The sequence below is a fragment of the Exiguobacterium sp. UBA3968 genome, from assembly GCF_002385115.1.
In the GTDB taxonomy this organism is placed as follows: Bacteria; Bacillota; Bacilli; order Exiguobacteriales; family Exiguobacteriaceae; genus Exiguobacterium_A.
Genome location: NZ_DGCW01000005.1, coordinates 668,364 through 692,728, shown reverse-complemented (window position 1 = coordinate 692,728; position 24,365 = coordinate 668,364). Strand labels below are relative to the sequence as shown.

General features: G+C 42.6%; 23 protein-coding genes and 1 pseudogene. 8 read left to right on the top strand and 16 right to left on the bottom strand.

Features of this window, described 5'->3' with window-relative positions:
* Positions 1-1,134 carry an NADH-dependent flavin oxidoreductase gene (locus tag B3S86_RS05215; protein WP_290749910.1) on the bottom strand — a complete coding sequence of 378 codons (1,134 nt, stop codon included), beginning with the start codon at positions 1,132-1,134 and terminating at the stop codon, positions 1-3.
* A gap of 148 nt (positions 1,135-1,282) precedes the next feature.
* On the opposite strand from B3S86_RS05215, the gene B3S86_RS05210 reads away from it, so the two are divergent.
* The 4 genes from B3S86_RS05210 (at position 1,283) to B3S86_RS05195 (ending at position 3,852) form a co-directional block, all read left to right on the top strand.
* A complete protein-coding gene (locus B3S86_RS05210; RefSeq protein ID WP_290749908.1) occupies positions 1,283-2,158 on the top strand; it encodes a LysR family transcriptional regulator in 876 nt (291 codons plus the stop codon).
* A 262-nt stretch (positions 2,159-2,420) separates the two neighbouring features.
* A complete protein-coding gene (locus B3S86_RS05205; protein ID WP_290749905.1) occupies positions 2,421-2,894 on the top strand; it encodes a DUF2268 domain-containing putative Zn-dependent protease in 474 nt (157 codons plus the stop codon).
* 467 nt (positions 2,895-3,361) lie between these two features.
* Positions 3,362-3,586 (top strand): type II toxin-antitoxin system RelB family antitoxin, encoded by a 225-nt coding sequence (relB, locus tag B3S86_RS05200; RefSeq protein WP_026829710.1) that lies wholly within the window; start codon positions 3,362-3,364, stop codon positions 3,584-3,586.
* Entirely contained in the window at positions 3,583-3,852 is a 270-nt protein-coding gene (locus tag B3S86_RS05195) for a type II toxin-antitoxin system RelE family toxin (protein WP_035408288.1), read from the top strand. Before relB ends, B3S86_RS05195 begins: the two co-directional genes overlap by 4 nt.
* A gap of 416 nt (positions 3,853-4,268) precedes the next feature.
* Here the strand turns inward: B3S86_RS05195 and fabF are convergent, their stop codons facing one another.
* The gene (gene fabF / locus B3S86_RS05190; protein ID WP_290749901.1) at positions 4,269-5,507 is read right to left on the bottom strand and encodes a beta-ketoacyl-ACP synthase II; all 1,239 of its coding nucleotides are present in this window, start codon (positions 5,505-5,507) and stop codon (positions 4,269-4,271) included.
* Positions 5,508-5,625: 118 nt separating this feature from the next.
* On the opposite strand from fabF, the gene B3S86_RS05185 reads away from it, so the two are divergent.
* The 3 genes from B3S86_RS05185 to B3S86_RS05175 all read left to right on the top strand — a co-directional run bounded on the left by B3S86_RS05185 (position 5,626) and on the right by B3S86_RS05175 (position 7,791).
* Positions 5,626-6,465, top strand: a complete 840-nt coding sequence (locus B3S86_RS05185) for a helix-turn-helix transcriptional regulator (RefSeq protein ID WP_035408292.1) — start codon at positions 5,626-5,628, stop codon at positions 6,463-6,465.
* A 283-nt stretch (positions 6,466-6,748) separates the two neighbouring features.
* A complete protein-coding gene (locus tag B3S86_RS05180; RefSeq protein WP_290749897.1) occupies positions 6,749-7,300 on the top strand; it encodes a Fic family protein in 552 nt (183 codons plus the stop codon).
* Complete coding sequence (locus B3S86_RS05175) at positions 7,234-7,791, top strand: Fic family protein (RefSeq protein WP_290749894.1); 558 nt, start codon at positions 7,234-7,236, stop codon at positions 7,789-7,791. Before B3S86_RS05180 ends, B3S86_RS05175 begins: the two co-directional genes overlap by 67 nt.
* Positions 7,792-8,047: 256 nt before the next feature.
* Here B3S86_RS05175 and B3S86_RS05170 read toward each other — a convergent pair whose 3' ends face one another.
* From B3S86_RS05170 to B3S86_RS05150, 5 genes are all read right to left on the bottom strand, one after another.
* Entirely contained in the window at positions 8,048-9,283 is a 1,236-nt protein-coding gene (locus B3S86_RS05170) for an MDR family MFS transporter (RefSeq protein WP_290749891.1), read from the bottom strand.
* 780 nt (positions 9,284-10,063) lie between these two features.
* Positions 10,064-10,441, bottom strand: coding sequence for a GtrA family protein (locus B3S86_RS05165; RefSeq protein ID WP_052169496.1), 378 nt, complete (start codon positions 10,439-10,441; stop codon positions 10,064-10,066).
* Complete coding sequence (locus B3S86_RS05160; RefSeq protein ID WP_231496861.1) at positions 10,438-11,394, bottom strand: glycosyltransferase family 2 protein; 957 nt, start codon at positions 11,392-11,394, stop codon at positions 10,438-10,440. The genes B3S86_RS05165 and B3S86_RS05160 overlap by 4 nt, the downstream gene beginning before the upstream one ends.
* Positions 11,395-11,418: 24 nt before the next feature.
* On the bottom strand, positions 11,419-13,089 hold the full coding sequence (locus B3S86_RS05155) for a DUF6044 family protein (protein WP_290749883.1): 1,671 nt from the start codon (positions 13,087-13,089) through the stop codon (positions 11,419-11,421).
* Between the two features lie 791 nt (positions 13,090-13,880).
* Complete coding sequence (locus B3S86_RS05150; RefSeq protein WP_035408297.1) at positions 13,881-14,066, bottom strand: hypothetical protein; 186 nt, start codon at positions 14,064-14,066, stop codon at positions 13,881-13,883.
* An 87-nt stretch (positions 14,067-14,153) separates the two neighbouring features.
* On the opposite strand from B3S86_RS05150, the pseudogene B3S86_RS05145 reads away from it, so the two are divergent.
* A pseudogene (locus B3S86_RS05145) lies at positions 14,154-14,288 on the top strand (methyl-accepting chemotaxis protein); the annotation flags it as partial.
* 152 nt (positions 14,289-14,440) lie between these two features.
* Here B3S86_RS05145 and B3S86_RS05140 read toward each other — a convergent pair.
* The 9 genes from B3S86_RS05140 to araB all read right to left on the bottom strand — a co-directional run bounded on the left by B3S86_RS05140 (position 14,441) and on the right by araB (position 24,223).
* The gene (locus B3S86_RS05140; RefSeq protein WP_214769672.1) at positions 14,441-15,385 is read right to left on the bottom strand and encodes a family 43 glycosylhydrolase; all 945 of its coding nucleotides are present in this window, start codon (positions 15,383-15,385) and stop codon (positions 14,441-14,443) included.
* On the bottom strand, positions 15,382-16,329 hold the full coding sequence (locus B3S86_RS05135; protein ID WP_214769668.1) for a family 43 glycosylhydrolase: 948 nt from the start codon (positions 16,327-16,329) through the stop codon (positions 15,382-15,384). Before B3S86_RS05135 ends, B3S86_RS05140 begins: the two co-directional genes overlap by 4 nt.
* Positions 16,326-17,495 (bottom strand): sn-glycerol-1-phosphate dehydrogenase, encoded by a 1,170-nt coding sequence (locus tag B3S86_RS05130; protein ID WP_290749874.1) that lies wholly within the window; start codon positions 17,493-17,495, stop codon positions 16,326-16,328. The genes B3S86_RS05135 and B3S86_RS05130 overlap by 4 nt, the downstream gene beginning before the upstream one ends.
* Entirely contained in the window at positions 17,492-18,490 is a 999-nt protein-coding gene (locus B3S86_RS05125) for an aldose epimerase family protein (protein WP_290749871.1), read from the bottom strand. The genes B3S86_RS05130 and B3S86_RS05125 overlap by 4 nt, the downstream gene beginning before the upstream one ends.
* 17 nt (positions 18,491-18,507) lie before the next feature.
* Complete coding sequence (locus tag B3S86_RS15395) at positions 18,508-18,660, bottom strand: DUF6171 family protein (protein ID WP_414651176.1); 153 nt, start codon at positions 18,658-18,660, stop codon at positions 18,508-18,510.
* A gap of 88 nt (positions 18,661-18,748) precedes the next feature.
* Complete coding sequence (locus tag B3S86_RS05120) at positions 18,749-20,275, bottom strand: alpha-N-arabinofuranosidase (RefSeq protein ID WP_290749868.1); 1,527 nt, start codon at positions 20,273-20,275, stop codon at positions 18,749-18,751.
* Positions 20,276-20,318: 43 nt separating this feature from the next.
* Positions 20,319-21,806: an L-arabinose isomerase gene (gene araA / locus B3S86_RS05115; protein WP_047395662.1), complete on the bottom strand. Its 1,488-nt coding sequence runs from the start codon at positions 21,804-21,806 to the stop codon at positions 20,319-20,321.
* 33 nt (positions 21,807-21,839) lie between these two features.
* A complete protein-coding gene (gene araD, locus B3S86_RS05110; RefSeq protein WP_035408302.1) occupies positions 21,840-22,538 on the bottom strand; it encodes an L-ribulose-5-phosphate 4-epimerase in 699 nt (232 codons plus the stop codon).
* A complete protein-coding gene (araB, locus tag B3S86_RS05105; protein ID WP_056060963.1) occupies positions 22,532-24,223 on the bottom strand; it encodes a ribulokinase in 1,692 nt (563 codons plus the stop codon). The genes araD and araB overlap by 7 nt, the downstream gene beginning before the upstream one ends.
* Positions 24,224-24,365: the final 142 nt, after the last annotated feature.

The window sequence follows — 24,365 nt, the reverse complement described above, 5'->3', positions numbered from 1 at the left end:
TCATCGTTGTGCAGGCAATCCATCACGCGTAAGAATATTTTTCCACATTTCATCCGGAATGGAGAGCGTTTGTTGATCATCGTGTGACAAGGTCGTACGAATTTCTTCTTCTCTTCCTGCTATTAGTTTTCGAACCCAATCTGGTTCCATTAATAACTCTCTTCCTAATCCGAATAATGGAATTCCTTTTTCTAATACGTTCAAGGCATCATCTGGTGTGTGTATAGAACCGAGTGACAGAAAACTTGTTCTATCCGCAATCACATCCCGAAAAATCTCTGATCTTGTTTTTGTTTGATTTGAACCACTTCGAGGCATGGACCAAACGTTTTTGACTGAAAGATGGAGGTACGACAAGCCTTGATTAGACAATCGATCTACAAAGGCGATTGTTTCCTCCATGTTCAAACCATTCTTTTCTGGTTCTTCTGGTGAGAAGCGATAACCAATAATAAAATTATTGTTCGCATATTGATCTCGGACTCGTTTTACTTCTTCAATAACAGCTAATGGAAAGGACATCCGTTTTTCTAGTGTTCCTCCCCACATATCTGTTCGAAGATTTGAATATCTCGAAAAAAATTGTTGAATCAGATATCCGTTGGCTCCATGAATTTCCACACCATCAAACCCTGCACGTATAGCTATCTCTGTTGCTCGTCCAAAATCCTGAATAGTAGATAGAATTTCTTCGTGTTCTAACGCACGTGGAACGTAATCATCACTTGAATCCTTGTAAAGGCTCGCCACGATACCACTCGGGCTAACCATTCGCCTTTCACTTATGTATCCGATTAGACTCTCGCTACCTCCATGATGAAGCTGAAGGATTGCTCTTGCTCCCTTTTCTTTTATTTTATTAGCCAACTGCGAAAGACCTGGTATATTGTGTTCTCCATATGCTTTCATTTGACGAGGAAAACTAGTCCCGAGTGATGAAATGGTCGCAGCCGCGGTAATAAACATAGCTGGTCCTTGTGCTCTTCTGCTATAGTAATCCAACTCTCCGGAAGAGACGCTTCCATCTATATTTCCTGAATAGGTGGTCATCGGTGCAACAACGACTCGATTCGCCAAAGTTACTCCATTCGACAAGGTATAAGGTGAAAGGATTTTTTCATACTTCTGATTCATCAATACATCCACTCTCCAATTCTTTTATTTTTTGATTCAATCTGTCTGTTTTTAGTGTATTTGTAAAAATAAAATAAGTAAAATGAATGTTTTTCATTCTAATCATTTGTATCTCTCATGTATAATACAGAAAAGGATGTGAAGTACATTGAATTTATTTCAATTAGAAGTGCTTTTAAACGTAGTGGAAAGTGGTAGTTTTACGAAAGCAGGTCAAAAGATTGGACTGACACAATCTGGAGTAAGTCATAACATTACAACACTGGAATCTGAACTAGGAGTAACACTTTTGAATCGAGGACGAGGTGGGACATCGTTAACTACTGCAGGGGAATATATTATTCCACACATACGCAATATTGTGACAAACATGGCTCATATAGAGCAAAAAGTTTCTTCTTTGCAAGGATTAGAATTAGGAAAGATTGCTGTTGGGAGTTTCCCAAGTTTTACAGCTACCTTTATACCGATTTTGTTTTCTATATTCAAAGAACGTTTCCAGAATGTTGAATTGGTATTGTATGAGGGTAGCTATGATGATATTGAAAAGTGGGTGGAAGAAGGTACGGTGGATCTCGGTTTTACAGCATTACCAGTTAAAGGTTTCGAGAGTATAGCACTGACGCAAGATCCTTTATCTGTTGTCGTATATGATGGACACCCTTTTATAGAAAAAGATGTTGTTACGATAGCTGATTTCGAAGAGGAATCATTCATCATGTTACGATCTGGATGTGAAGTCCTTATCGAGGAGGAATGTCGTAAAGCTGGTCTTTCATTACGTACCTCATATAATAGTAAGGAGAATGAAACTGTACTGTCTATGGTGAAAGGAAAATTAGGTATTAGTATTATGCCAAACTTGGCAGTTCCTAAACGGGAGACTCATGTTCATCTATTACCCTTACATCCTCCTGTGGTTAGACATCTCGGATTAATTGTCAAGTCCTCAGACAAAATGACGCCTCTTTCCAAAGAATTTCTCAAGATCGTGAAAGCACATTTCGATAGTCATGAAATCTAATTATTGATATTAGGATAGTGCGTACAGATACATTCACTTACGGATAGCACAGATTCAGGAACAAGCGCTTTGTCCATGTACTCCTTTCGAAGAGTCGGTAAGATAAGATAACATTCTGCAGATAGGTAGCACACGATTCGCCTCCTTATCACGCAGTGAGTATATATAGTGGATTTGATACGCTATATCGAGTAGAGACATAGTTGATCTATCTCCACATACACGTTGCTTAGAGGTGGAGGATTCGTGAGTTTTCCAACCTATGGGCGGAGTAGCAGCAGGGGCATATAAAGATGCGGTTGTTCTATATATGGATTCGAATTTCGATAAGGATGCTTTAGCTTATACGGTTGCGCATGAATACCATCATTTGATTCTCCATGACAGAAATAAATATCAGATGAACAAATTACTCGATTCGGTCATTATCGAGGGAAAAGCGGATGCTTTTGCTGATCGAGTCCTTAAAGATGTGAAGGCCCCATGGGATACTCCAATGGATGAAAAGACGAAAAAACATGTCGCAAAATTGATTCAATCTGGTGAAGCTACATACGAGGACCTTGTGGGCGGTAGTCCCCAAAAAGACATTCCCCGCTGGAGTAACTATAATTTAGGACACGATATCCTCGACCATTATTTTAAATTACATCCAGATTCTAAAATAGAGGAATGGTCCTTTAAAGGTGAAGCTGATCTTTTGAAAGGATACAGATACCAAAAGTTACTTCACTGAGAGAATTATATCTTTGTTGCATTCCATAAAAAAACAGACAGATGGATTACAATAACCGTTTACGTGTTGTAGGGAGATTTTCTCTATCAAACTCAATGACATCTTGAAATAAACCAATACATATGACAAAAACAGATCAAGGTACAAATACTTTAAACAAATCCATACCTTTTTTTATATTCTGTAATCGATACGTGGCGTCGTTTAGATGCATATTCTATTGTCGGAAACGAGTAGAATAAAAGATCATCGCCTTCCCAAAAATGGTCAAAATAAAAATGAATGAGTATGTTTACTTCAATTTGACCATGATTTAATCCACTTTTTTAATCTAATCGTACTCATCCACGATATTTAAAAGCCGAATTTCAGCACTTCAAAGAATATTCGTTCAGGGTTTCCGCTCTCAATCCTATGTACTAAAACCTTAATATGTATTACAATGTATTACAAAGGAGCTGATAATCATGAGTACTATTTCCGTACGTCTGGATGATCAGGATACACGACTTATCAAGGAATATGCGAAGGCAAAGAACATCACGATTTCTACACTCGTTCGCGATGCCGTCCTCGACCGTATCGAAGACGAAATCGATTTGCAACTCTATCATGATTCCATGGCAGCACACCGTAAAAAATCAGAAGCGATATCTTTCGACGACATGATGAAGGAACTTGATTTAGAATGACAGCTTATAATGTAGAATTCGAGCGCGGGGCTCAAAAATCTCTCAAGAAGATGGACCCACAACAAGCGCGGATCATCATGTCCTGGATCAAGAAGAACCTTGTCGGGACGGATGATCCGCGTCGTCATGGGAAAGGACTCGTCTCGAATCGCTCTGGCGAATGGCGGTATCGCATCGGCGACTATCGTCTGATTGCTGACATCCAGGATGAGAAAGTCGTGATATTGATTCTTGAGATTGGACATCGTCGGGATATCTATAAATAAAGCATCTAAAACTCATATCTTAGGAAGTACATGATAATCAATCAAAAGCCTTCTCTTTTGACGATATGATGAAAAAGCTAGAATTAGAATGACAACACATACAGTTATTTTTTTAGGTGTGGATTCAAACCTCCCTTCAGAGGGTGGATTACTAAAATAAAGATCATGATGTCCTAGTTAAGGCAAACTCTGACTAGAACTGATGATTCGCGTTTTATGTAAAATAGATAGAACGTGTCATGAATCGTTGGATGAATGACGACACAGCAATAGTGAAGGTTTCCGAATCACTAACATTTAATAAGAATTGGATACACAAAAAAGATTGTATACATTTCGACGTCGAAATGTATACAATCCATTTTCAGCGAGTACTTACTCATTGAGTTCTCTTGTCCGAACCCAAACTCTGATGCTTAATCCATATATTTTTTCAAGACGATGGCGGCGTTATGACCACCGAATCCGAAAGAATTGGATAGTCCGTACTGCATCTCCAGCGAACGAGCCCCTCCTGCTACATAATCCAGGTCACACGTTGGATCATCGACTTCAAGATTAATCGTCGGTGGAATGATTCCTTCCTGTAAACATTTCGCAAGCGCGATCGCTTCCGCTCCACCGGCAGCACCGAGCATGTGACCTAGCATTGATTTGTTCGCCGTCACCGGTAGTATGTTCGCATGTTCTGCAAACAATTTTTTAATCGCACGTGTCTCGGACTGATCGCCGACGATCGTACTCGTCGCATGGGCACTGATCACATCGATGTCATTCGTCTCAATCCCTGCCTGTTGAACGGCCCGCTTCATAGCGAGGTATGCTCCCTGACCTTCTGGATGAGTCGCTACTATATGATAGGCATCGGAACTTGCTCCGTATCCGACGACTTCCGCATAGATGGACGCACCTCGTTGCTTTGCGTGCGATAACGATTCCAGTATCAAGATGCCTGCTCCCTCCGACATCACGAAACCATCGCGTGTCGCGTCAAAAGGACGACTCGCTTTAGCGGGTGATTCGTTTCTTGTAGACAATGCCGTCGCATTACCGAAGCTTGCTATAGACAATTCAGTGATACCCGCTTCTGTTCCACCAGCGAATGCAGCATCAGCCTCTCCCATTCGAATGAGTCGATATGCTTCACCAATAGCCGTGTTTCCGATTGCACAAGCGGATACAGGTGACATGGAAGGTCCCATCGCTTGCCACTTGATGCTAATTTGAGCGGCTGCTGCGTTAGACATCATGGAAGGTACGAGACTTGGACTGACCCTTCTCGGACCTTTTTGGTGTAAAGCATGAACACCGTCAATTAACGTTTCAATCCCTCCTACACCTGAACCCACATATACAGCAAGTCTTTCCCGATCCAGATCAGATTCTCCTAGCTTAGAATCGTTCCAGGCTTGATCAGCAGCCGCTAATGCGAACTGGACGAAGCGATCCAGGTTACGAGAGGCTTTTTTACCAATCGCCTTTTCCGCATCAAAGTTTTTTACACTCCCTGCAATCTTTACTTTGAAATCAGTCGTATCAAACGTATCGATTTCCGTGATGCCTGAATTTCCAGCAATCATATTATTCCAAAAGGACTCCACATCGTTTCCGATTGGTGAGACGACACCCATTCCTGTAATCACTACACGCTCCATTTTTCTTCACTCCTTGTAATAGTATGAGATAATCATACGTGTCATATATCCTATTACAAGTGTTCATTTATCCTATTATAATTGATACTTGGATGGATAGAAATCAGGAGGAACGTATATGGACGACTCGAATCGATTAGAAGCTCTATCCTATTTTTTGAAGACGAAAAGAGCACAGCTCAAACCGGAATCAGTGGGGCTACCGCCTGGATCAAGAAGGAGAACGCCTGGCTTGAGAAGAGAGGAAGTTGCTCAATTAGCAGGAGTCAGTACGACATGGTACACCTGGTTAGAACAAGGACGGGATATTAAGGTATCTAGAAGCGTCTTAGACTGTATCGCCCAGGCGTTATGTCTGAACAGGGATGAACACGAATATTTGAACGATTTAGCATTAGGGACGCAGGTCGTCAGTATGAAAATTCAAGCTTCCCCTATGACTATCAGTCCGTCACTCGAAAAAATTCTCTCTGCCTTGACGACGTGTCCGACGATCATTACGGATCGTTACTGCCATATCGTCGGCTGGAATCCTGCAGCGGCCCATGTGTTCGTAGATTTTGCGACCATTCCAGAATCACAACGTAACCTCATTCGCCTCTTGTTCTCACAGAAAGAATTTAAAGTACTTGCCGGGAATTGGGAACACTTCGCCAAAGGATTCTTGTCCATTTTCCGTACATACTACGGTCAATACTCTGGTGATGAATGGTATACGTCCTTCATACAGGAGATGAGTAATACGTATCCTGAATTCAAATCACTCTGGATGGAGAGTCAGGTCAGTAAGGCTCCGGAAATCCTGATTGAATTCCGTCATGGAAAAGTTGGCAAGATGCTATTCGACCTGACCTCTCTTCAAGTGCAGGGAGAAGACGACTTGCGATGTAGCATCTATACACCTGTCGAGGAATCCGGTACAGAAGAAAAACTGAAACGATTGATTTTAGTTCGATGAATTCAAATGAAGTGAAAAACTGCTAAAAATATGGAAGCAATCGATGAGACGCTTTCCATGTCAGGATTGTTCCGTTCAAATCAGTCAGGATTGTCCGACTTTCGGATTGACAAGTAATCATGGTCATAAATAAATAAACATAGTCTAAATATGATAATTTGACTATGTTTATATGTGTTTGAACGACTTTAAATACATTATAATGAGTTTAAATATAGTCAAATAATGTAAAAATGAGTATATTTAATCTAAAGTGATCTATTTTGCGAAGTGAGTTCGACGAATGCGCGACTATACATATACCTATCTCAAAGAGCTCGCCCTGCCGATGGAGACCGTCCGCTTGATTGGACGGATCAATGAGTATAAAGGCAAACAGGATCTCTATAAACAGCAAGCGCCTCAAATCCTTAACACCTTACGCGATGTCGCCGTCATCCAGTCGACGAAAGCCTCGAATGCGATCGAAGGAATCATCGTCACGGAAAGTCGTCTTCAGACCATCATGTCAAAGTCAGCCGACCCTGCCGACCGTTTAGAAGCAGAGATTGCTGGTTACCGCGACGTACTTAACCTGATCAACGCTTCAGCCGAGGACATCCCGGTCAATGCGAATATTCTGTTGCAACTCCACAAGGAACTCTATAAGTTCGTCCCCGTCGAAGGTGGGCGGTGGAAGAACGTCGACAACGAGATTAGTGAGACGTTCCCGGATGGCACGCGCCGGACTCGCTTCATCCCCGTCCCTGCGTTCGGACACCGGCAGCGATGCAGGCGTTATGCGACAGCCTACGAGAGCGTCGGCAACAAGAGGACGTCGACCCGCTCATCCTGACGAGCTTGTTCGTCCTCGATTTCCTATCCATTCATCCGTTCAATGACGGGAATGGTCGAATGGCACGATTGTTGACCCTCTTGCTGCTCTATCAGTATGGCTTCGAGGTCGGACGCTACATCAGTCTTGAGAAGATCGTCGAATCGCGGAAGGAAGATTATTATGAGTCACTCCGTCTCTCTTCCGTGCGTTGGCACCAAAACCAACAAGATCCGTTTCCATGGATCAACTACTTGCTGAGCACGATTCTTGCTGCTTATAAGGAGCTTGAAGATCGCGTCGGATTGGTCACGACGGGTAGTCAGAACAAGAACAATCGGATTCGTCGTTTCGTTGAAGGACGAATCACACCGTTCACGAAAGCAGACGTAAGGAAGGCTTGTCCCGACATCAGTGAGGCGACAATCAATCGCGTATTGCGTGACTTACGTGACGAGGGGATCATTGCCCCATCCGGTCTTGGTCGGAGTGCGAAATGGACGAAACAATAACACTACATGGTATCAAGAACATCCGTGAAGAATAAATAACTTATCAATCGAGCAGAAAACGTCAATTTCTACTTGACGTCGACAACTCATTGTCGCGAAATGTTGAAATCATCTCATTCATGCTGATTTAAGATATTTTAGATAGCATTTATCTGATATTAATTATCTATAGTAATTATTATTTTTGTGAAATCATTCTAAAGCCTAAATTAATATTTTATTTGTAATCGTACACTTTGTATTATCAACCTGATTGTCAAGTGGGAGAATACAGTCTAAATAATAGCAGATATAAACAAGCTCCAATGATAGCAAAAAGGAGAATGATAGTGAAGATACCAAGCGGGGCGATCCATCCTGATGCGTAGATAGCGAGAGGTGCTAGCGTCTTACCAAGTGTGTTTTGAAGACTATCAGCAGCTAGATACTGACCTCTTGCCTCCTCTGGAGCATAATGACCGATGAAACTCTGCGTGACTGGTGTACGCATGATCTCACCTAACGTGAAGATGAGCGTACAACCAAACAAAAACCAGATGTTGTTATTCCATCCGACTAAAAATGTACCTCCTCCTGCAAGTAAGGTCGAAACGACGAAGAGACGTCTTTCTGACCAATTTTTAAGTCGATTCGTTACGGGAAGGATCAAGATGACAAACAAAAGACCATTAAAGCTTACCAGATAGCCAAAAATGGATTGGCTCGTGAGCTGAAAAGAATCCAGCAAGTGCGGTACGAGAGGTTGTTTAGGCACATTGTCTATCACGTAAACTGGTAAGTAGAGATCGAGTTGCATCACTGGGAAGAGTGAACAGGTTCCCGCAATTACGTATAGCAGAAAAATACGATCTTTGAGAATAAGTCGATAGCCAGACCACTTAGACTGAAACGCATATTTAAGTGGGGTCGTTACATCTTTTTGCTTGGATTGGACAGGTAAGGTTTCACTAACAATAAAATAGATCGTTATGAAGTAAAGAAAGAGAACTATTGCACAGGTCCACAATAACAGTTGACGATGTTGAAAAAAGAAGACTGCTCCAATGATCGGTCCTAAAACGGCACCAATATTGTTCACGGTCATAAATGTCGCATACACTTGTCGCAATTCATCTTTTGGAACTGTGTCCGCTATCATCGCTGAACTAGCAGGACGATAAAATGCTGCGCCTATATTAATTCCGATAAAGGCAACATAATTAATCCAAGGAGAAGAAGAGACAGCAAATAGAATAAACATGGTCATTTGCAAAAATGTTCCGATCAGCATCACAGGACGTCTCCCTAACGTATCCGCAAAGCTTCCTCCGGTTAAACTTCCGACAATACTTATTAAGGGGGGCAGTGCCATTATTAATCCAGCAGTCTGTAACCCTAGTCCTTTACCAAAATAGACCGTTAGAAAAGGAAAGTACATCCAAAATAGCAGATTGAAAAGACCTTCTCCTATCAGTCTGACTTTCACATTAGGATTCCATGTAGTTTTGTTCATAATAACTCCTCTCATAGTTAACGAATAGCGTCTTCTTTTCGTAGCTTTACTATAGAGAAGATAGTTATCAAGATATAGACTTATATTTTGATATGGATTATACTAATATTATGAAAATTAAGTAAGGACACTTTTATTTAAATTGTCACATAAAACGAACGTATGTTTGTTTTGAAACGAAGTGACATATCTTTCTGTCTTACTTTTTTCTATCTCTTAAGAATTTTAGAATTACCGACGATATAATGGTTTGATAAGAAGCAGTTCCTGTCTCTACATGACAGGAACTGCTTCTTATCGTTTAAGTTCATAGACTTTTACTTTATCGAGAAGGAGTAATAACGGACCAACTAAAAAATAAAAATTTCTTATTTTTAACAGAATTATTTACTACAAGAAGAAATTGCGATTTATTGATGTCGTTTGTAATAAATTTAAGTCTGTAAATTAGATTTCACGGATACTTTACTTTCATTCTTCTTTTGGGATTCGTTCATCAACGATCATTTAATGTGGTGGACTGAAGGGAGTCGATGAATAAGGAATAGGCATGGTCGATTACATGAGAAATAGCATATCCACCCATATAACTATGTGATGCATACGTTGAATGCGTCATCTTATCAAATTGGAAATGACTTTCCTCACTCTAATCTGAGTGGTTGATTTCTATAATTTGAAAATTCATTTGTCAGTCTTTTGATTTGCTACTGTGCTTTTGCAAGTGCAATTGAGAGGATAAAAAAAACAAGCTACCTCTATAGATAGCTTGTTTTATCATCATGATTTGCGAAATACCCAATAAGACTGACCTAGATAATTTAACCCCGTATAGATAATCATCCCGATCAGAATCGCTCCAGTCTCTTGTAGATTTGGCAATACGTAATGCACTCCCCATAAACTAAGACGATAAGCGATGAGATAACTAATCGAAACGACGATCAAAAAACGTATCCAATAGGGCCATCCTCCAGCCTCTTGACGAAAGGTGAAGCGACGATTTAGCATATAGCTGACCCAAACACCACATGCATTCCCGATCGCCGTCGCTCCCCAATAACCAGTATGCAAGACATGAAAACAAATCAGTGTCAGCGTCAGACCAACCAGCGTATTAAGAACTCCTACTAATAAGAAACGAAGAAAGGTCATCATTCTCGTTTTTTCTCGACGACATAACGAGGACGTCGTTTGACTTCCTGATATATTTTACCGATGTATTCTCCTATCAGTCCAATACCTAGTAATTGAAGCCCGCCGATGAACCAGATCGACATCATTAAAGACGTCCACCCATCCATCGCTTCTCCTTCATATCTACGATAAAGAGCATATCCGACAAAACCGATCGAGACGATGAGCATGAATAGTGAGACTAAAAATAACAACTTAATCGGACGAACACTAAACGAGGTCACCCCATCCCATGCGAGTGCCATCATCTTTCGTAATGGATATTTTGATTCGCCTGCTGGACGTGATTGACGTGTATAGGTCACTTCTGCTGTTTGAAAACCAAGCGAAGGTACCATCCCCCGCAAAAAGAGATTGCGTTCCGGATGTGCACAAAGTGTTTCGACAGCTCGTTTGCTCATGAGACGATAGTCTGCATGATTGAAGATAGTCTCTACACCCAACCAGTCGATGAAGCGATAAAAGCCTTGAGCAGTCGACCGTTTAAACCAGCTATCGGTCTGACGATCTTCTCTTACCCCATAGACGATATCATTCCCTTTCGCAAATTCACTTAAAAACTGTTCAATCACTTTTACGTCATCCTGAAGGTCCGCATCCATTGACACAACACAATCCGCATCGGTGTGTCCTTCGACAAGACCTGCGAACAAAGCATTTTGATGTCCTACGTTATGTGCTAATTTTAATCCTCTAAACCGACCATCTTGTGCGTGTACATCTTCAATTTGGGACCAGGTATCATCCTGACTTCCATCATCTACGAACAAGACAAAGGAGTCCTCAGAAATGAGGTGTCGTTCTCGCCACTCTGTTAAGAAACGGTGCATCGTATGGACCGTCAAGCGTAATACTTCCGTCTCGTTATAACACGGAATAATTACGCCTAGCGTAGGGATTGTCGTCATCGTCATACCATTACTCCTCCTTAAATGAACTTACTTCGTATTCTCTGTAGTAGCTTGGATACGGTATAACCTAATCTTCCAAGCAGAATGTTGATCTTCAAACGTTTTTTCGTACTGCAATCCAATGGCTGCAGCATTTTTGATTGGTACAGCAGACAAAAGATATGTCGCACCGATTTGCTTCAACTGTGCTGTATTGATAGATAAATGTCGAACCGGTACTTGATGCTCCTTTGTGTACTCGTATTCCTTACCGAGTTCAGATGAAAACACATAGACTCGATTTCCCCACGTATCAAAATAACGTTGTAATAGCTTACTTTTATCCAATTCTCCAGCAATCACCTTTCGGAAAGATGCTTTATAGCGTAATGGATAAAAGTTCACATAACCATCCACGGTTTGCATACCATTGTATTGTGCGATCGCAGGGTGCAATCCGAGAGAAGCGACCTGATAGTCTTTCGTTGGTTGGTTGATAAAGCGTTTAATGTCAGAAAACTGAGAAGTCGCATAAAACGCTTCATAGGATGGATGATGACGATAGAGGAACTCGGGATTCCATGCAAGCAAGACAAGGGTTTGGGCTACGAGCAAACAAGTCACCCATTTTCGTTTAGCAGTTCGCCATAGCCAGTCGAGCATCAAGTAAAACAATGCATACCACAACATCGGTTGAAGGAAGTGGAATCGTGAGAAATTGAAAGTTCTAATGAGAGAGACATGTTGCTTTAACGGATTCCACCCCTCATAAAACCAAAACGCATACCACAGCGATAGTCCAAATAGAAACCACATCAAAGTTCGAATTCGTCTTGCTGCATGATCTTTTTGACGAAATACTAGAAATCCAACAATCAGAAGTGTTAGGAGGATGATGGGCGATTGTACTGCGCGATCATGTGTATGACCAAACACCAAATTCTTAAAAAATAAACGAATACTTACCCAAAATCCGTTATTCCCTGTTTCGAAGTCATTTCGACTCGTAGGCTCTTCTTCCCACAGCATCGAGAAGACCAGTCGATATTCAATTAATAAGTATAAAAGGACCTGAAGGCCATAGGCGATCCAAAAACGGCTATGAAAACTACGTGCGCGTATCTCCTTCACCATATGGTAAATGGCAAGCGTTGCTAAAAAGAAAACGATTCCTAGCACGAAGCTCGAATAGAACGGAACCACTAACAATACGAATGCACTCGATTTTATTTTCCGTCCATGCCAGATATTCCAATAAGCCCACAATAAGAGTGGCATCCCAAGCGTGCTGAGCATGCCCGATGGCCAGAATGGTGTCCAAGAAAATAGAACTGCTACCCACAGCGCATATGATTTAGGAATAACCCCTTTCGCATAATCACGTAGTAATAAGTACATTCCTAAGAAAGCAAAGATTCGGACCAACGTTTGACTGATCACGTATGCCGTAAATGGTGGGAACCATTGATATAACCACACGATACCTGTAAACTCACTGACGAAAGCATTTCTCGAGACGACCCCATTCAATAAGTCAGGAACATTTGCATGAAGGCTTGAGTAAATACTATTGGTATCGACCAATGTTTTATACCACGTGATGTTTGAGTCTAGATTATCATGAATACGGACATGTGCATGTTCCCCCAGTAAGACCATCGGTAAAATATAGAGGCAAGCTAGTAGCAGCCCTATTAATATGCGAGTTTTTTCTCTCATCATACCTCTCCTTCATCTACTTTAAGATTTAATTCTTTTGTTAGTAGTTTCAAGAAATCAATTGCCTGTTCTTTTCCTCTTATAACTTTCTTTATGGTATATACTCCCTAAGAAACTATTTCCAATGATACCTTATATCACAATAGGATAGGTGACATTTATTAAATTTACTTTTCAGAATTAAAGTTAATTCAATTAATAAATTAGTTAAATGGAGATTAGAAGAATTAATCAATCTTGACCAGACCTCTTCTTCTTTTTCTACTTTTCCCTTTTATGAATGACTAACTATAGATTTTTTTAATTCTATCGAGGAACTACAAAGAAGCATCGTACCATTTCTGTTAAGAAAAGATACGATGCTTTTGGGTTCTTAAATTTACTTCATCAGCCTTCGAAAAGGAGAACAAGATTTGGAGACTTTGTTTTTTATATGACGAAGTTCCATAGGTACGTGTAAATTTAAAAATGATTTTAATATCGAACTAGAAAGTAACCTGGATTACGCTATTCTCCTAAAAAGCACAAAATAATTAATTACTCAAATGGAGTGCGTTAAAATGCATATTCAAACTATAGATGCTTCAAAAAAGATTTATTATGATGAACTTGGCTGGTTAAGTGCATCTGACTGGTTGCATTGGTTAGATATGCATTTACAGTGCCATTTAAGAAAAAGATAGGCACTACATTACTCCTTATTTACAAAACTAATTATTTTTCATGATCGACTACATTTTTTCTCTATAAAAAAGCATCCATATCGGACGCTCTTTTTGTAGATTGAATATTTACTCTTTATTTTGAAAGATTTCTGTGTTCTCAATACGAATCGCATCTACGATACCGCAATCCATACAAAACGAAAATACTTTTTGAGCACTATGAAATGACCCTTTAGATGGCTTTAGTGGAATATAATCTGTTGCCTCTTGAAAATTAGTACTTCCGCATGATGAGCAAATTTTATTTTCCATTTAAAGTACCCCCAATAAATATTGTCTATAAAGTAATTTACATCTAATTCAATCTTATTTTATCATTCATGATATTCTGAACAAACCAATCTACCTGCCTTGAATGTAGCGATCGAACCAGCACGAGCTGCTGAGCAAGAAAAAGGATTTTCCATTGTCGCCTCTGATGTCAAGAATCCCTCTATGCATGTCGCTGAAAACGAAGGTGAAAATCCAGATTGAAGAGTAACGTCTTTTTGCGATAAAGCATCCCTTCTGTAGAGTAAATCTACATAAGAGATGCTTTTTGTGACCTCAAGTTTATTAAACAAAAAATTATCAACTGTACAAGATTAATTACGTTTTCTTATAAAAAAAGTTGATTCTGTTCGCAATCAGATTGGCTTATCAAAGTTTGGTTTTTTATCCATGCCCCACGTAAAGATCTGTGCCCGTGTATGGCGATTCGGATCGTACAGAGGATCACCCTCGATTTCAGTGTAGGTCCGTGCATGATATACAATGACATCTTGTCCCTGTTCATCTACTGTAAAGCTATTGTGCCCTGGTCCATATTGACCAACCTCTTCATTCGTCGCAAATACGGGTGACGATGATTTTTCCCAAGCATCCGGATTCAATAGGTCTGCGTCTTCTGAGGCACTCAACATACCCATGCAATAATTCTCATCCGTTGCACTAGCGGAATACGTAATGAAGATTTGTCCATGACGCTTCAGGACTGCCGGTCCTTCGTTCACCAGAAAACCCTTTGTCTCCCAATCAAGCTCTGGCTTCGTCAACATGACTTGTGGCTTTTGAATGGTCCATGGATTCTTTAAAGTTGCAATATATAAGTTCGAGTTTCCTTCAATGGAAGGATCTTTTTGTGCCCACACTAAGTAATGAACGTCTTGATGTTCGAAGACGGTCGCGTCAAGAGCAAATGAATCCCACTGCGTTTTTATTTGTCCGCGTTCTAACCATTCGCCTTCTAGAGGATTATCCGAACTATTCTCTAAAACGAACATCCGATGATCAAAGAGTCCGTTTACAATCTCGCGTGACTTCGCAGCCGCAAAATAAAGATACCATTTCCCATGAATACGATGTAATTCGGGTGCCCAAATCAGATCGCTCATAGGGCCAGTTTCTGGTTTAATCCATGCTGTCACCGCTTCTGCATCCCTTAGTTCATGGAGAGATCTAGCACGACGCAATTCGATTCGATCGTATTCAGGAACAGACGCTGTAAAATAATAATAACCGTCAGAATGCAGATACATCCATGGATCTGCCCGTTGCTCTAAAACAAGATTTCGATCCTCTGTCTGGTTCATCGTGTGACCTCCTCGTTGACCATCCTGTTTTCAAAAACAGGCACATCTCCCTGCCAAGAAAATGGTCGTACATACGTATGACGATTCGGATCCCATAATGGATCCCCTTCGATTTCTCTATAGTTCCGTGCATGATAAACAATCATATCGGTCCCATCTGCGAGTGTCGTAAAACTGTTATGACCTGGTCCGTATTCACGGATTGACTCATTCGTCGTAAGAACGGGTTGCGGGTATTTTTCCCAATGAGTAGCATCTAACACATCCTCTTTTTCATTGATACGAAGAAAACCTACACAATAATTATGATCCGTCGCGCTTGCTGAAAACGTGACATATATATAGCCATTTCGCTTTAAGACAGCAGGTCCTTCGTTTACAAGAAAGCCGACTTTTTCCCAAGCATATTCCGGTGTCGCAATCATCGTTTGCGGTCCTGTCAATGTCCAAGGATTCTCCATTTCAGAAATATAGAGATTCGAGTTTCCTTCAATTTTTGGATCTTTCTGAGCCCAGATGTAATATAACCGGTTTTCATGCTCGAACGTTGTCGCATCGAGGGCGAATGATTCTTGCCATGTCTCGATTTGTCCTTTTTCCGTCCATTGACCTTCCAGCGGATTGGCTGAACTATTTTCGAGAACGTACATGCGATGATCAAAAATAGCATCTTCACGTGCCGCCGCGAAATAAAGGTACCATTTCCCTTGAATGTGATGTAATTCTGGTGCCCAAATGTTAGCGCTCATGATTCCGGTCGAGCGCTTCTGCCATACGACTTTCTCTTCTGCTTTAGTCAACTCTCCGATTGTCTGAGCACGACGCAGCGGAATACCGCTAAAGTCAGGTAAGGACGCCGTAAAGTAGTAATAGCCATCTGTATGCCGCATGATCCATGGATCCGCGCGTTGTTCTACGATTGGATTTACGATTGTCTCTGTCATAATGAACGCTCCTCTGTTTCAAAGTGGGTCGTCTGTAAGCTCATCTGTTTTAACAACGTGTGTCTCTCTCGAAGACGATATGCTTCTCTCTTGCTACTCGCTAGGAGAAGGGTTGAAATACCGATTTCCTCTGGCTGAAGAGGTGCTTGTAACGAATTAAAAATGGACTCCAACTTCTGCCTTGTTGGCATTTGAGTGACCCAATCACCTAGCTCCTTTGGTACATCAGGTTGTTCTTGGATCATCGCTCTATAAGTATCGATAAGTTCCATCGTCGCAATCGCTACTTTTGTACCGTGTAAGACGGATGGACGGTCATGCGTTAAGAAATCCATCTCCCAATAATGAGAGAGGTGGTGTTCTCCACCAGATGCAGGATGTGAATGCCCAAAAATCAACATCGCAATTCCTGATAAGATCAATGAATCCATCAGTTGATCCAAACCTTCCGCTTTTTCTGCATAGATATCTGGTAGAGCTTTTACACAATCGGATAAAGCAATTTCTGTCAATCGAGCAACTACAGGGCAAAAGGGTTCTTGTCCATCAAGAGCACCAAAACGCCAATCCAGTAAGGAAGTGTACTTCCCAAGCATGTCCCCGACACCTGCTGCTATTAACGCACGAGGTGCATCACGGATAATGTCACTTGGGATGAATACGGCAATTGGTGAGACGAGCTGATAGGTGATTTTTTTCCCTCTTATAATTAAGGGAGCTCCTTTCGAAGTAAAACCATCCACCGAAGGAGCGGTCGGAACAGACAGAAATGGGATTTTTGCTTTCGCAGCACAAAACCGCGTCACATCATGAATTGTCCCTGCTCCGAGTGCAATCAACGCATCAACACTATCGTCCAACTCAAGCATTACTTGTACAACTGATAGTTCATCAGCTAAAACGTCCCCTTGCCTGTTCGGCGAGAGCGTGACTATTGATACGTCAATTCCTACTGTCATTAATGCTTTCTTCAGAGAAGAATAACCGACCATCTGCGTATTGACATCACCAATGACGAGGAGGTGCCGCCACTCCTTTTGCTGCACAAACTCGACCACTGATTGCCATACTTTTTCAGAGGCACTGATTTGTTCAATCGTAATGGGATAATGTAGATTTCCACACGAACAAGTAGCAACCTGCTTTTGTATCTGTTCGAGGTTCATCGACTGACTCCTTTCCCAACGCGATATTCCGTTTCCCAATGATACGTCTCTCCTGCTAATAATCGAATGGATGAAAAATTACTGTGATGAACGGCGTCCGGAAGATGTTGCGGCTCGAGACAAACACCATAATATTTTCGAGAGCTTCCCTCACGTAAGATCGTTTCTTCATTCATCTGGTTTCCTGAATAGAGCACAAGAGCTGGTGCAGTCGTAGACAACATCAAGGAACGCTTACTTTCAGGATCGTACAGCGTCGCTTTTCGTTGGTCGTCGAATAAAAATGGATGATCATAACCATTGACGAGTTGATTTTGTGGATGGCTTGAAGCTGGACCATCTCCTAGCATTCGTCCTGATTGGAAGTCAAAAGGGGTCTGATCGACATCCAATAGGCGTCCTGTAGGAATCAAATCATCTCGCAGCTCAGCAAATTGATTAGCCGGTAACGTCAATTCATGTCCTAAAATATCACGACTTCCACTACTTAGATTAAAGTACGTATGATTTGTCATATCGCATACCGTATCCGTGTCACTGATTGCCTCATACGTAATTTTGACACCGTCAGCTAACAATTCAAACGATGCTCTGACATCGAGTGTACCCTTATAGCCATTCTCACCATCAGGACTTACATACCGAAGAACGAGATGAGTATTGGATACGTCTTCCATTTTCCAGAATTGACAGTGGAGACCGTCTCCCCCGTGAAGATGATGCTTCCCTTCGTTTTGAGGCAGATGGTACGTTGCACCGTCCATATCGAATGTCCCGTCCTCGATTCGACCAGCGACACGTCCGACAGTCGCTCCCAAGTAATACGTGTCTGTCTTGTATTCTTCAACCGTATCGTATGACAAAATGAGATTTTTCCATCCCTCATCTTGAATCGAAAACTCTTGCAGGGTTGCTCCATATGTCAAAATGCGTAAACGACACATATCGTTCTCGAGCGTAAACGCCGTCTGATCTACTACTTCTTGTCGCTCCATCTCAAGTCACTCCTTTTTCACCAAACCTTCACCGGGCAATGCTTTGTTGCAAGGCGTGCCCGGTAAGAGACATAGCACCCGCACTTCAAACAGGTATCGTCCTGATAAAACGGACAGACTGCACATTGACGAAGACGTTCCTGATACTCAGCGTCCGTGACTTGCGGCATGACTTCCGCGTCGATGGTTAATAACCAATCAGTGTCTACTTTTGTCGGTGGACAAGTACGACACCGTCTTGTCTCGACGACTTTCATCTTAGCGAACCGCCACTGTGATGACGCTCATCGCCGGAACATCCATGATGAGCTTTCCGTCTTCTGTCACCTGGACCTCATGATCACGCGGCGCAACCACATCTGGTTGTTCAAACGTGTTATGGGCATTGAGATGATCTGCTGTTAAAATACGTGCCGATACGTTAGAAATCGTCTCCATTCCCCGCAAATCAATTTCTACTTTATCGCTATTTTGATGATCAAGCTGGCAGAGGCTAATGTGCAATACACCATCAGCATCGCGAGAAGCTGTCGCGTTTACAGAAGGAATCGATTCTTCTTTAGCTACATAGTCACGCGTGATGGCTGCTAGCTCGACTCGTTCAGCATCTTGGTGAACGCGATACATCTCAAAGACATGGTACGTTGGCGTAAGAATGAACTGGTCACCCTCCGTTAAGATCATTGCTTGAAGCACATTGACCATTTGTGCGATGTTCGCCATGTGAACGCGGTCATTATGCTTATGGAAGATATTGAAGTGAATCGCTGCGACAAGTGCATCTCGGATTGAGTTTTGTTGATACAAGAAGCCTGGGTTTGTTCCTGGTTCAACGTCGAACCACGTTCCCCATTCATCAACAATGAGACCGACGCGCTTTTCTGGATCATACTGGTCCATGATTTGCCCATGCTTTGTGATCAGTTCATCCATGTAATAAGCACGTTTTAGGGTGATGAACCATTCATCTTCCGTAAAATCTAACGCTGATCCCTTACCTAACCAAAAATCGCCCGGAATCGTATAATAGTGCAGACTAAGACCATCCATCATCGTACCCGCTTCACGCATGAGAACTTCAGTCCATTTGTAATCATCAATGTTTGCACCACCAGCAATCTTATAGAGTTGATTGCCATCATAATTGCGGACATATGTCTGATAGCGACGATATAGATCGGCGTAATACTCCGGACGCATATTCCCACCGCAACCCCAGTTCTCGTTACCAACACCGAAATACGTAAGCGACCACGGCTCTGTACGGCCATTCTCCTGACGCCAGTTCGCCATCGGTGATTCTCCATTGAACGTCATATATTCGACCCATTCAGACATTTCTTGGACGGTCCCACTTCCGACGTTTCCACAAATATAAGGCTCACACTCTAGTAATTCACAAAGGCGCATAAATTCATGGGTTCCGAAATGATTGTTTTCGACGACGCCACCCCAATGTGTATTGACCATCCGCTTTCGGTTTTCATTTGGTCCAATACCATCTTTCCAATGATACTCGTCTGCAAAGCATCCACCCGGCCATCGTAAAACCGGAATGTTCAATTTCTTCAATGCTGTCAATACATCGTTCCGAATGCCATCTGTATTCGGTATGGATGATTCTGGACCAACCCAAAGCCCTTCATAAATACAACGTCCAAGGTGTTCCGCAAAGTGCCCATAGATATGCTTACTGATTTTACCTTTTGGTAAATCCACATTGACGATTAGTTGTGTTGCAGCTTCTTTTGTATTTAGTGTTGATGTGACGAGTTGGTTATTCATAGTATCTCCTCCAAGAAAAGGGACCTAGGAAGGTCCCTATAAATTATGGTCGATAGTACAGTTCATTCCAACGTAACTCATTATTAAACCGAACCGTCTCCGTTTCTTTATCGATGACAGCAATTTCAATGTTCAGAAGTTCTGCGAAGTCGCGTAGTTGTTCAGTCGTCACTTCATAGGAGTAACAAGTATGGTGCGCTCCCCCGGCTTGGATCCAGTTTTCGACAGCTTGAGCCATCGATGGTTCTGTTTTCCATAGAACACGTGCCACAGGAAGATTCGGCATTGCTTCATCCGGTTGGATGCCCTCGACTGTGTTTACCAAGAGACGGAAGCGATGTCCTAAATCAATCAGACTAGCGTTCAATGCCTTGCCATTCTGTCCTTCGAATACCATCCGCGCTGGCGCTTCACGATCTCCGATTCCGAGAGGATGTACCTCGATTCTAGGCTTATCGACCGCAATGGTCGGACAGATTTCGAGCATATGCGCCCCTAAGACCATTTCGTTGCCTGGTTCAAAGTGATAAGTATAATCTTCCATGAAAGATGTCCGTTCGTTGCTCGCCATGATTTTCATAAGACGAACAAGCGCTGCGGTTTTCCAGTCTCCTTCTCCAGCAAACCCGTACCCTTGCTCCATCAATCGTTGAACGGCTAGCCCAGGTAGTTGCTTGATGCCATGTAGGTCTTCGAAGGTTGTCGTGAAGGCAGTGTATCCACCAGCTTCAAGAAAAGCCTTCATGCCGAGTTCGATGCGACCTTGATAGCGAACCGATTCCTGGAATGCTTCTTCTTCCATTCCAGTATTCGTCACTTCATACCGCGTGCGATATTCTTCCATCAAGTCATCTAAATCTGACTCCGATACCGCATTCATGTAGGTGACGAGATCGCCGACACCATACCCATCAACCGTCCAGCCCAGTTGAATCTGAGCTTCGACTTTGTCACCTTCTGTCACTGCTACATTCCGCATGTTGTCACCGAATCGCGCGACTTTTAAGTTCTTACTTTCCGCTAACGCATGTGCTACATTCATCCAAGATGACATCTTTTGACGTGTGAGTTCATCTTCCCAATGACCGACGAGCACTTTTCGCTTCACGTTCATTCGGCTTGTGATAAAACCATGTTCACGATCACCATGCGCCGACTGATTGAGGTTCATGAAATCCATATCGATCGCATCCCACGGGATGTCACGATTGAACTGTGTCCCAAAATGGAGCAATGGTTTTTGTAACACACGCATCCCACTAATCCACATTTTCGATGGTGAGAAGGTATGCATCCATGTGATCACACCGGCACAGGCATCATCAGCATTCGCCTGCAACATCATCTGCCGAATTTCTTCTGCATTTTTGACGACTCCCTTGTAAACAATTCGATCCCGGAAGACGTCCGCTGCATCTAATCCTGAGACCATCTCTTTTGAATGTGTTTCGACTTGACGAATTACCTCCTCACCGTAGAGCATCTGGCTTCCTGTCACGAACCAAAATTCGTGTGTGTTTGCTGTCAACATTTAAAATCCCCCTCATCTAGCTATGTGCACCTATCATTTCTGACCGTAGTAGGCGTTTGCTCCGTGTTTGCGCAAGTAGTGTTTATCTAAGATGCTTTGTTTGATGGGTGCTAATCCTGGATTCAGATTCAAGGCATGAATACCCATCTTGGCTACTTCCTCAAGTACGACTGCATTGTGCACGGCTTCATCCGCATGCTTCCCCCAACAAAAAGGTGCATGATTTGCGACCAGCACACCTGGTACAGCAACAGCTTCCAAGTGTAGTTCGTTCAACGTCTCAATGATGACGTTTCCGGTTTCTAGCTCGTACGCCGTCTCGATCTCTTCATCAGATAGTTCACGTGTACACGGAATTTCTCCATAAAAGTAGTCGGCATGTGTCGTTCCGAATGCAGGAATTGCTCGTTTTGCTTGCGCCCAGCTTGTCGCCCAAGGGGAATGCGTATGGACAATGCCTCCGATCTCAGGCAGAGCACGATACAAAGCCAAATGTGTTGGCGTATCAGAAGATGGACGTAGATCACCCTCGACAACATTGCCTTCTAAATCGACTACGACTAAATCCTCTATCGTCAAAGCGTCATAGGGGACACCGCTCGGTTTGATAACGACTAAACCCGCATTTCGATCAATCCCACTGACGTTTCCCCACGTAAAGGTGACCAAGTCATGCTTTGGCAATGCTAGGTTCGCTTCAAGCACTTCTTCTTTTAATTGACGACTCACCATACAGGTTCTCCCTTCTGACGCGACGCTTCAGCTTTGATTTTCTTTAATCGCTTCATCACATCGTTTTCTCCACGACCGAAATAATCGTATAGTTTCGTATACTCAGCGAACAGCGCCTCATACACTTCAACGTTTTCTGGAATCGGAAGATATGTTTTTTCTTTTACACGTCCCATCTTCGTCGCTGCTTCCGTGATGGTGGCATAACCGCCTCGTTCTGCTCCTGCGGCTACGGCACCGAACATGGCAGATCCTAAAGCGGGGGTTTGAGAAGAGGCTGAAATCTTGATTTCCATGTTTAGAACGTCAGCATAAATCTGCATCATCAAGGCATTCTTCTCCGCAATTCCTCCTGCAGCGTATACTTCGTGGACGGGAACACCGCTTGTGCGGAACGCTTCGACAATCGTTCGCGTGCCATAGGCCGTCGCTTCAATCAATGCGCGGTAGATATCTTCTGGTTTTGTCAGTAATGTTGCACCTAGAAGTACACCCGTCAGATTTGTATCCACTAGTGTAGAACGATTTCCGTTCCACCAATCAAGGGCGATCAATCCATGTTCACCGACGCGTTGCATCGTTGCCTTATCGGTTAATAATTGATGCGTACTAACTCCTTGAAGAGTTGCTTCTTGCAAATAGTCACTTGGTACACAGTTTTCGATGAACCATTCAAAATGATCTCCGACACAGGACTGACCAGCTTCGTACCCCATATACCCTGGTAAGACTCCGTCTTCGACGATCCCGCACATACCGGGTACGACCTGCTCCTCTTCACCAAGCAGGATATGACAAGTAGAGGTTCCCATCACCATCAACAACTTACCGGGTTCCGTGATTCCAACGGCAGGTACTGCAACATGCGCATCAACATTTCCTACTGCAACGGCAGTTCCCGGAAGGAGACCGATTCGTTCTGCAAAGGATATCGTTAATTCTCCTGCTTTGGCCCCGATTGGTGCAATGTCATTGGAAAGCTTCTCTTCAACTACGTTCTCAAGTCGTGGATCTAACGCTTTAAAAAACTCATTTGAAGGATAGCCTTCCTGTTTGTGCCAGATCGCTTTATAGCCAGCCGTACAACTATTGCGTACCACTTTTCCAGTCAATTGAGAAACGACCCAATCCGTCGCCTCTAAAATTTCGTGAGCAGCCTCGTAAATGGAGGGTGCTTCGTTTAGAATTTGCCAGACTTTTGGAATCATCCATTCGGATGAGATTTTCCCGCCGTAACGCTTTAAAAAAGGTTCTTCGCGTTCAGTCGCAATACGGTTCAAAGCGTCTGCCTCGTCTTGAGCTGCATGATGCTTCCACAACTTCACATAGCTATGCGGATTATGTTGATACTCTTCATGGAAGCACAACGGATTTAAATCGGCATCGATCGGTAGAATCGTACAAGCTGTAAAATCGATGCCGAGCCCGATGACTTGTTCTTTCGTGATACCTGCCTCTTTGACAACTGCCGGGATCGTCATTTCCAGGACCTCTAAATAATCACGCGGATGTTGGAGTGCCCAGTCATGTTCAAGCCGTGTTTTTCCATCAGGCAAAAATTGATCCATCACTCCATGTGTGTATGGTTTGACTGCAGTCGCCACTTCGTGACCTGTTTCGACGTCAATCAAGACGGCTCTACCTGATTGCGTGCCATAATCAATTCCGATTGTATATTTCGACATTTCATCACCCTACTCCCAAAAAGAATACGCTTACATTTCAGAAGAAAAAATAAAGTGTGTGGGCACTCTCTTGTTTTCATCCGGACAAATAATCAAAATCCATGCAGAAAATTTAAATAAACAATAAATTTGTACGTATAAC

Bases quoted from the DNA above. Each gene is read 5' to 3' on its own strand.
- B3S86_RS05215 (WP_290749910.1), bottom strand. From the start codon at position 1,134: ATGAATCAGAAGTATGAAAAAATCCTTTCACCTTATACCTTGTCGAAT.
- B3S86_RS05205 (WP_290749905.1), top strand. From the start codon at position 2,421: ATGGGCGGAGTAGCAGCAGGGGCATATAAAGATGCGGTTGTTCTATAT.
- relB (WP_026829710.1), top strand. From the start codon at position 3,362: ATGAGTACTATTTCCGTACGTCTGGATGATCAGGATACACGACTTATC.
- B3S86_RS05195 (WP_035408288.1), top strand. From the start codon at position 3,583: ATGACAGCTTATAATGTAGAATTCGAGCGCGGGGCTCAAAAATCTCTC.
- fabF (WP_290749901.1), bottom strand. From the start codon at position 5,507: ATGGAGCGTGTAGTGATTACAGGAATGGGTGTCGTCTCACCAATCGGA.
- B3S86_RS05185 (WP_035408292.1), top strand. From the start codon at position 5,626: ATGGACGACTCGAATCGATTAGAAGCTCTATCCTATTTTTTGAAGACG.
- B3S86_RS05180 (WP_290749897.1), top strand. From the start codon at position 6,749: ATGCGCGACTATACATATACCTATCTCAAAGAGCTCGCCCTGCCGATG.
- B3S86_RS05175 (WP_290749894.1), top strand. From the start codon at position 7,234: ATGCAGGCGTTATGCGACAGCCTACGAGAGCGTCGGCAACAAGAGGAC.
- B3S86_RS05170 (WP_290749891.1), bottom strand. From the start codon at position 9,283: ATGAACAAAACTACATGGAATCCTAATGTGAAAGTCAGACTGATAGGA.
- B3S86_RS05165 (WP_052169496.1), bottom strand. From the start codon at position 10,441: ATGATGACCTTTCTTCGTTTCTTATTAGTAGGAGTTCTTAATACGCTG.
- B3S86_RS05160 (WP_231496861.1), bottom strand. From the start codon at position 11,394: ATGACGATGACGACAATCCCTACGCTAGGCGTAATTATTCCGTGTTAT.
- B3S86_RS05155 (WP_290749883.1), bottom strand. From the start codon at position 13,089: ATGAGAGAAAAAACTCGCATATTAATAGGGCTGCTACTAGCTTGCCTC.
- B3S86_RS05150 (WP_035408297.1), bottom strand. From the start codon at position 14,066: ATGGAAAATAAAATTTGCTCATCATGCGGAAGTACTAATTTTCAAGAG.
- B3S86_RS05140 (WP_214769672.1), bottom strand. From the start codon at position 15,385: ATGAACCAGACAGAGGATCGAAATCTTGTTTTAGAGCAACGGGCAGAT.
- B3S86_RS05135 (WP_214769668.1), bottom strand. From the start codon at position 16,329: ATGACAGAGACAATCGTAAATCCAATCGTAGAACAACGCGCGGATCCA.
- B3S86_RS05130 (WP_290749874.1), bottom strand. From the start codon at position 17,495: ATGAACCTCGAACAGATACAAAAGCAGGTTGCTACTTGTTCGTGTGGA.
- B3S86_RS05125 (WP_290749871.1), bottom strand. From the start codon at position 18,490: ATGGAGCGACAAGAAGTAGTAGATCAGACGGCGTTTACGCTCGAGAAC.
- B3S86_RS15395 (WP_414651176.1), bottom strand. From the start codon at position 18,660: ATGCCGCAAGTCACGGACGCTGAGTATCAGGAACGTCTTCGTCAATGT.
- B3S86_RS05120 (WP_290749868.1), bottom strand. From the start codon at position 20,275: ATGAATAACCAACTCGTCACATCAACACTAAATACAAAAGAAGCTGCA.
- araA (WP_047395662.1), bottom strand. From the start codon at position 21,806: ATGTTGACAGCAAACACACACGAATTTTGGTTCGTGACAGGAAGCCAG.
- araD (WP_035408302.1), bottom strand. From the start codon at position 22,538: ATGGTGAGTCGTCAATTAAAAGAAGAAGTGCTTGAAGCGAACCTAGCA.
- araB (WP_056060963.1), bottom strand. From the start codon at position 24,223: ATGTCGAAATATACAATCGGAATTGATTATGGCACGCAATCAGGTAGA.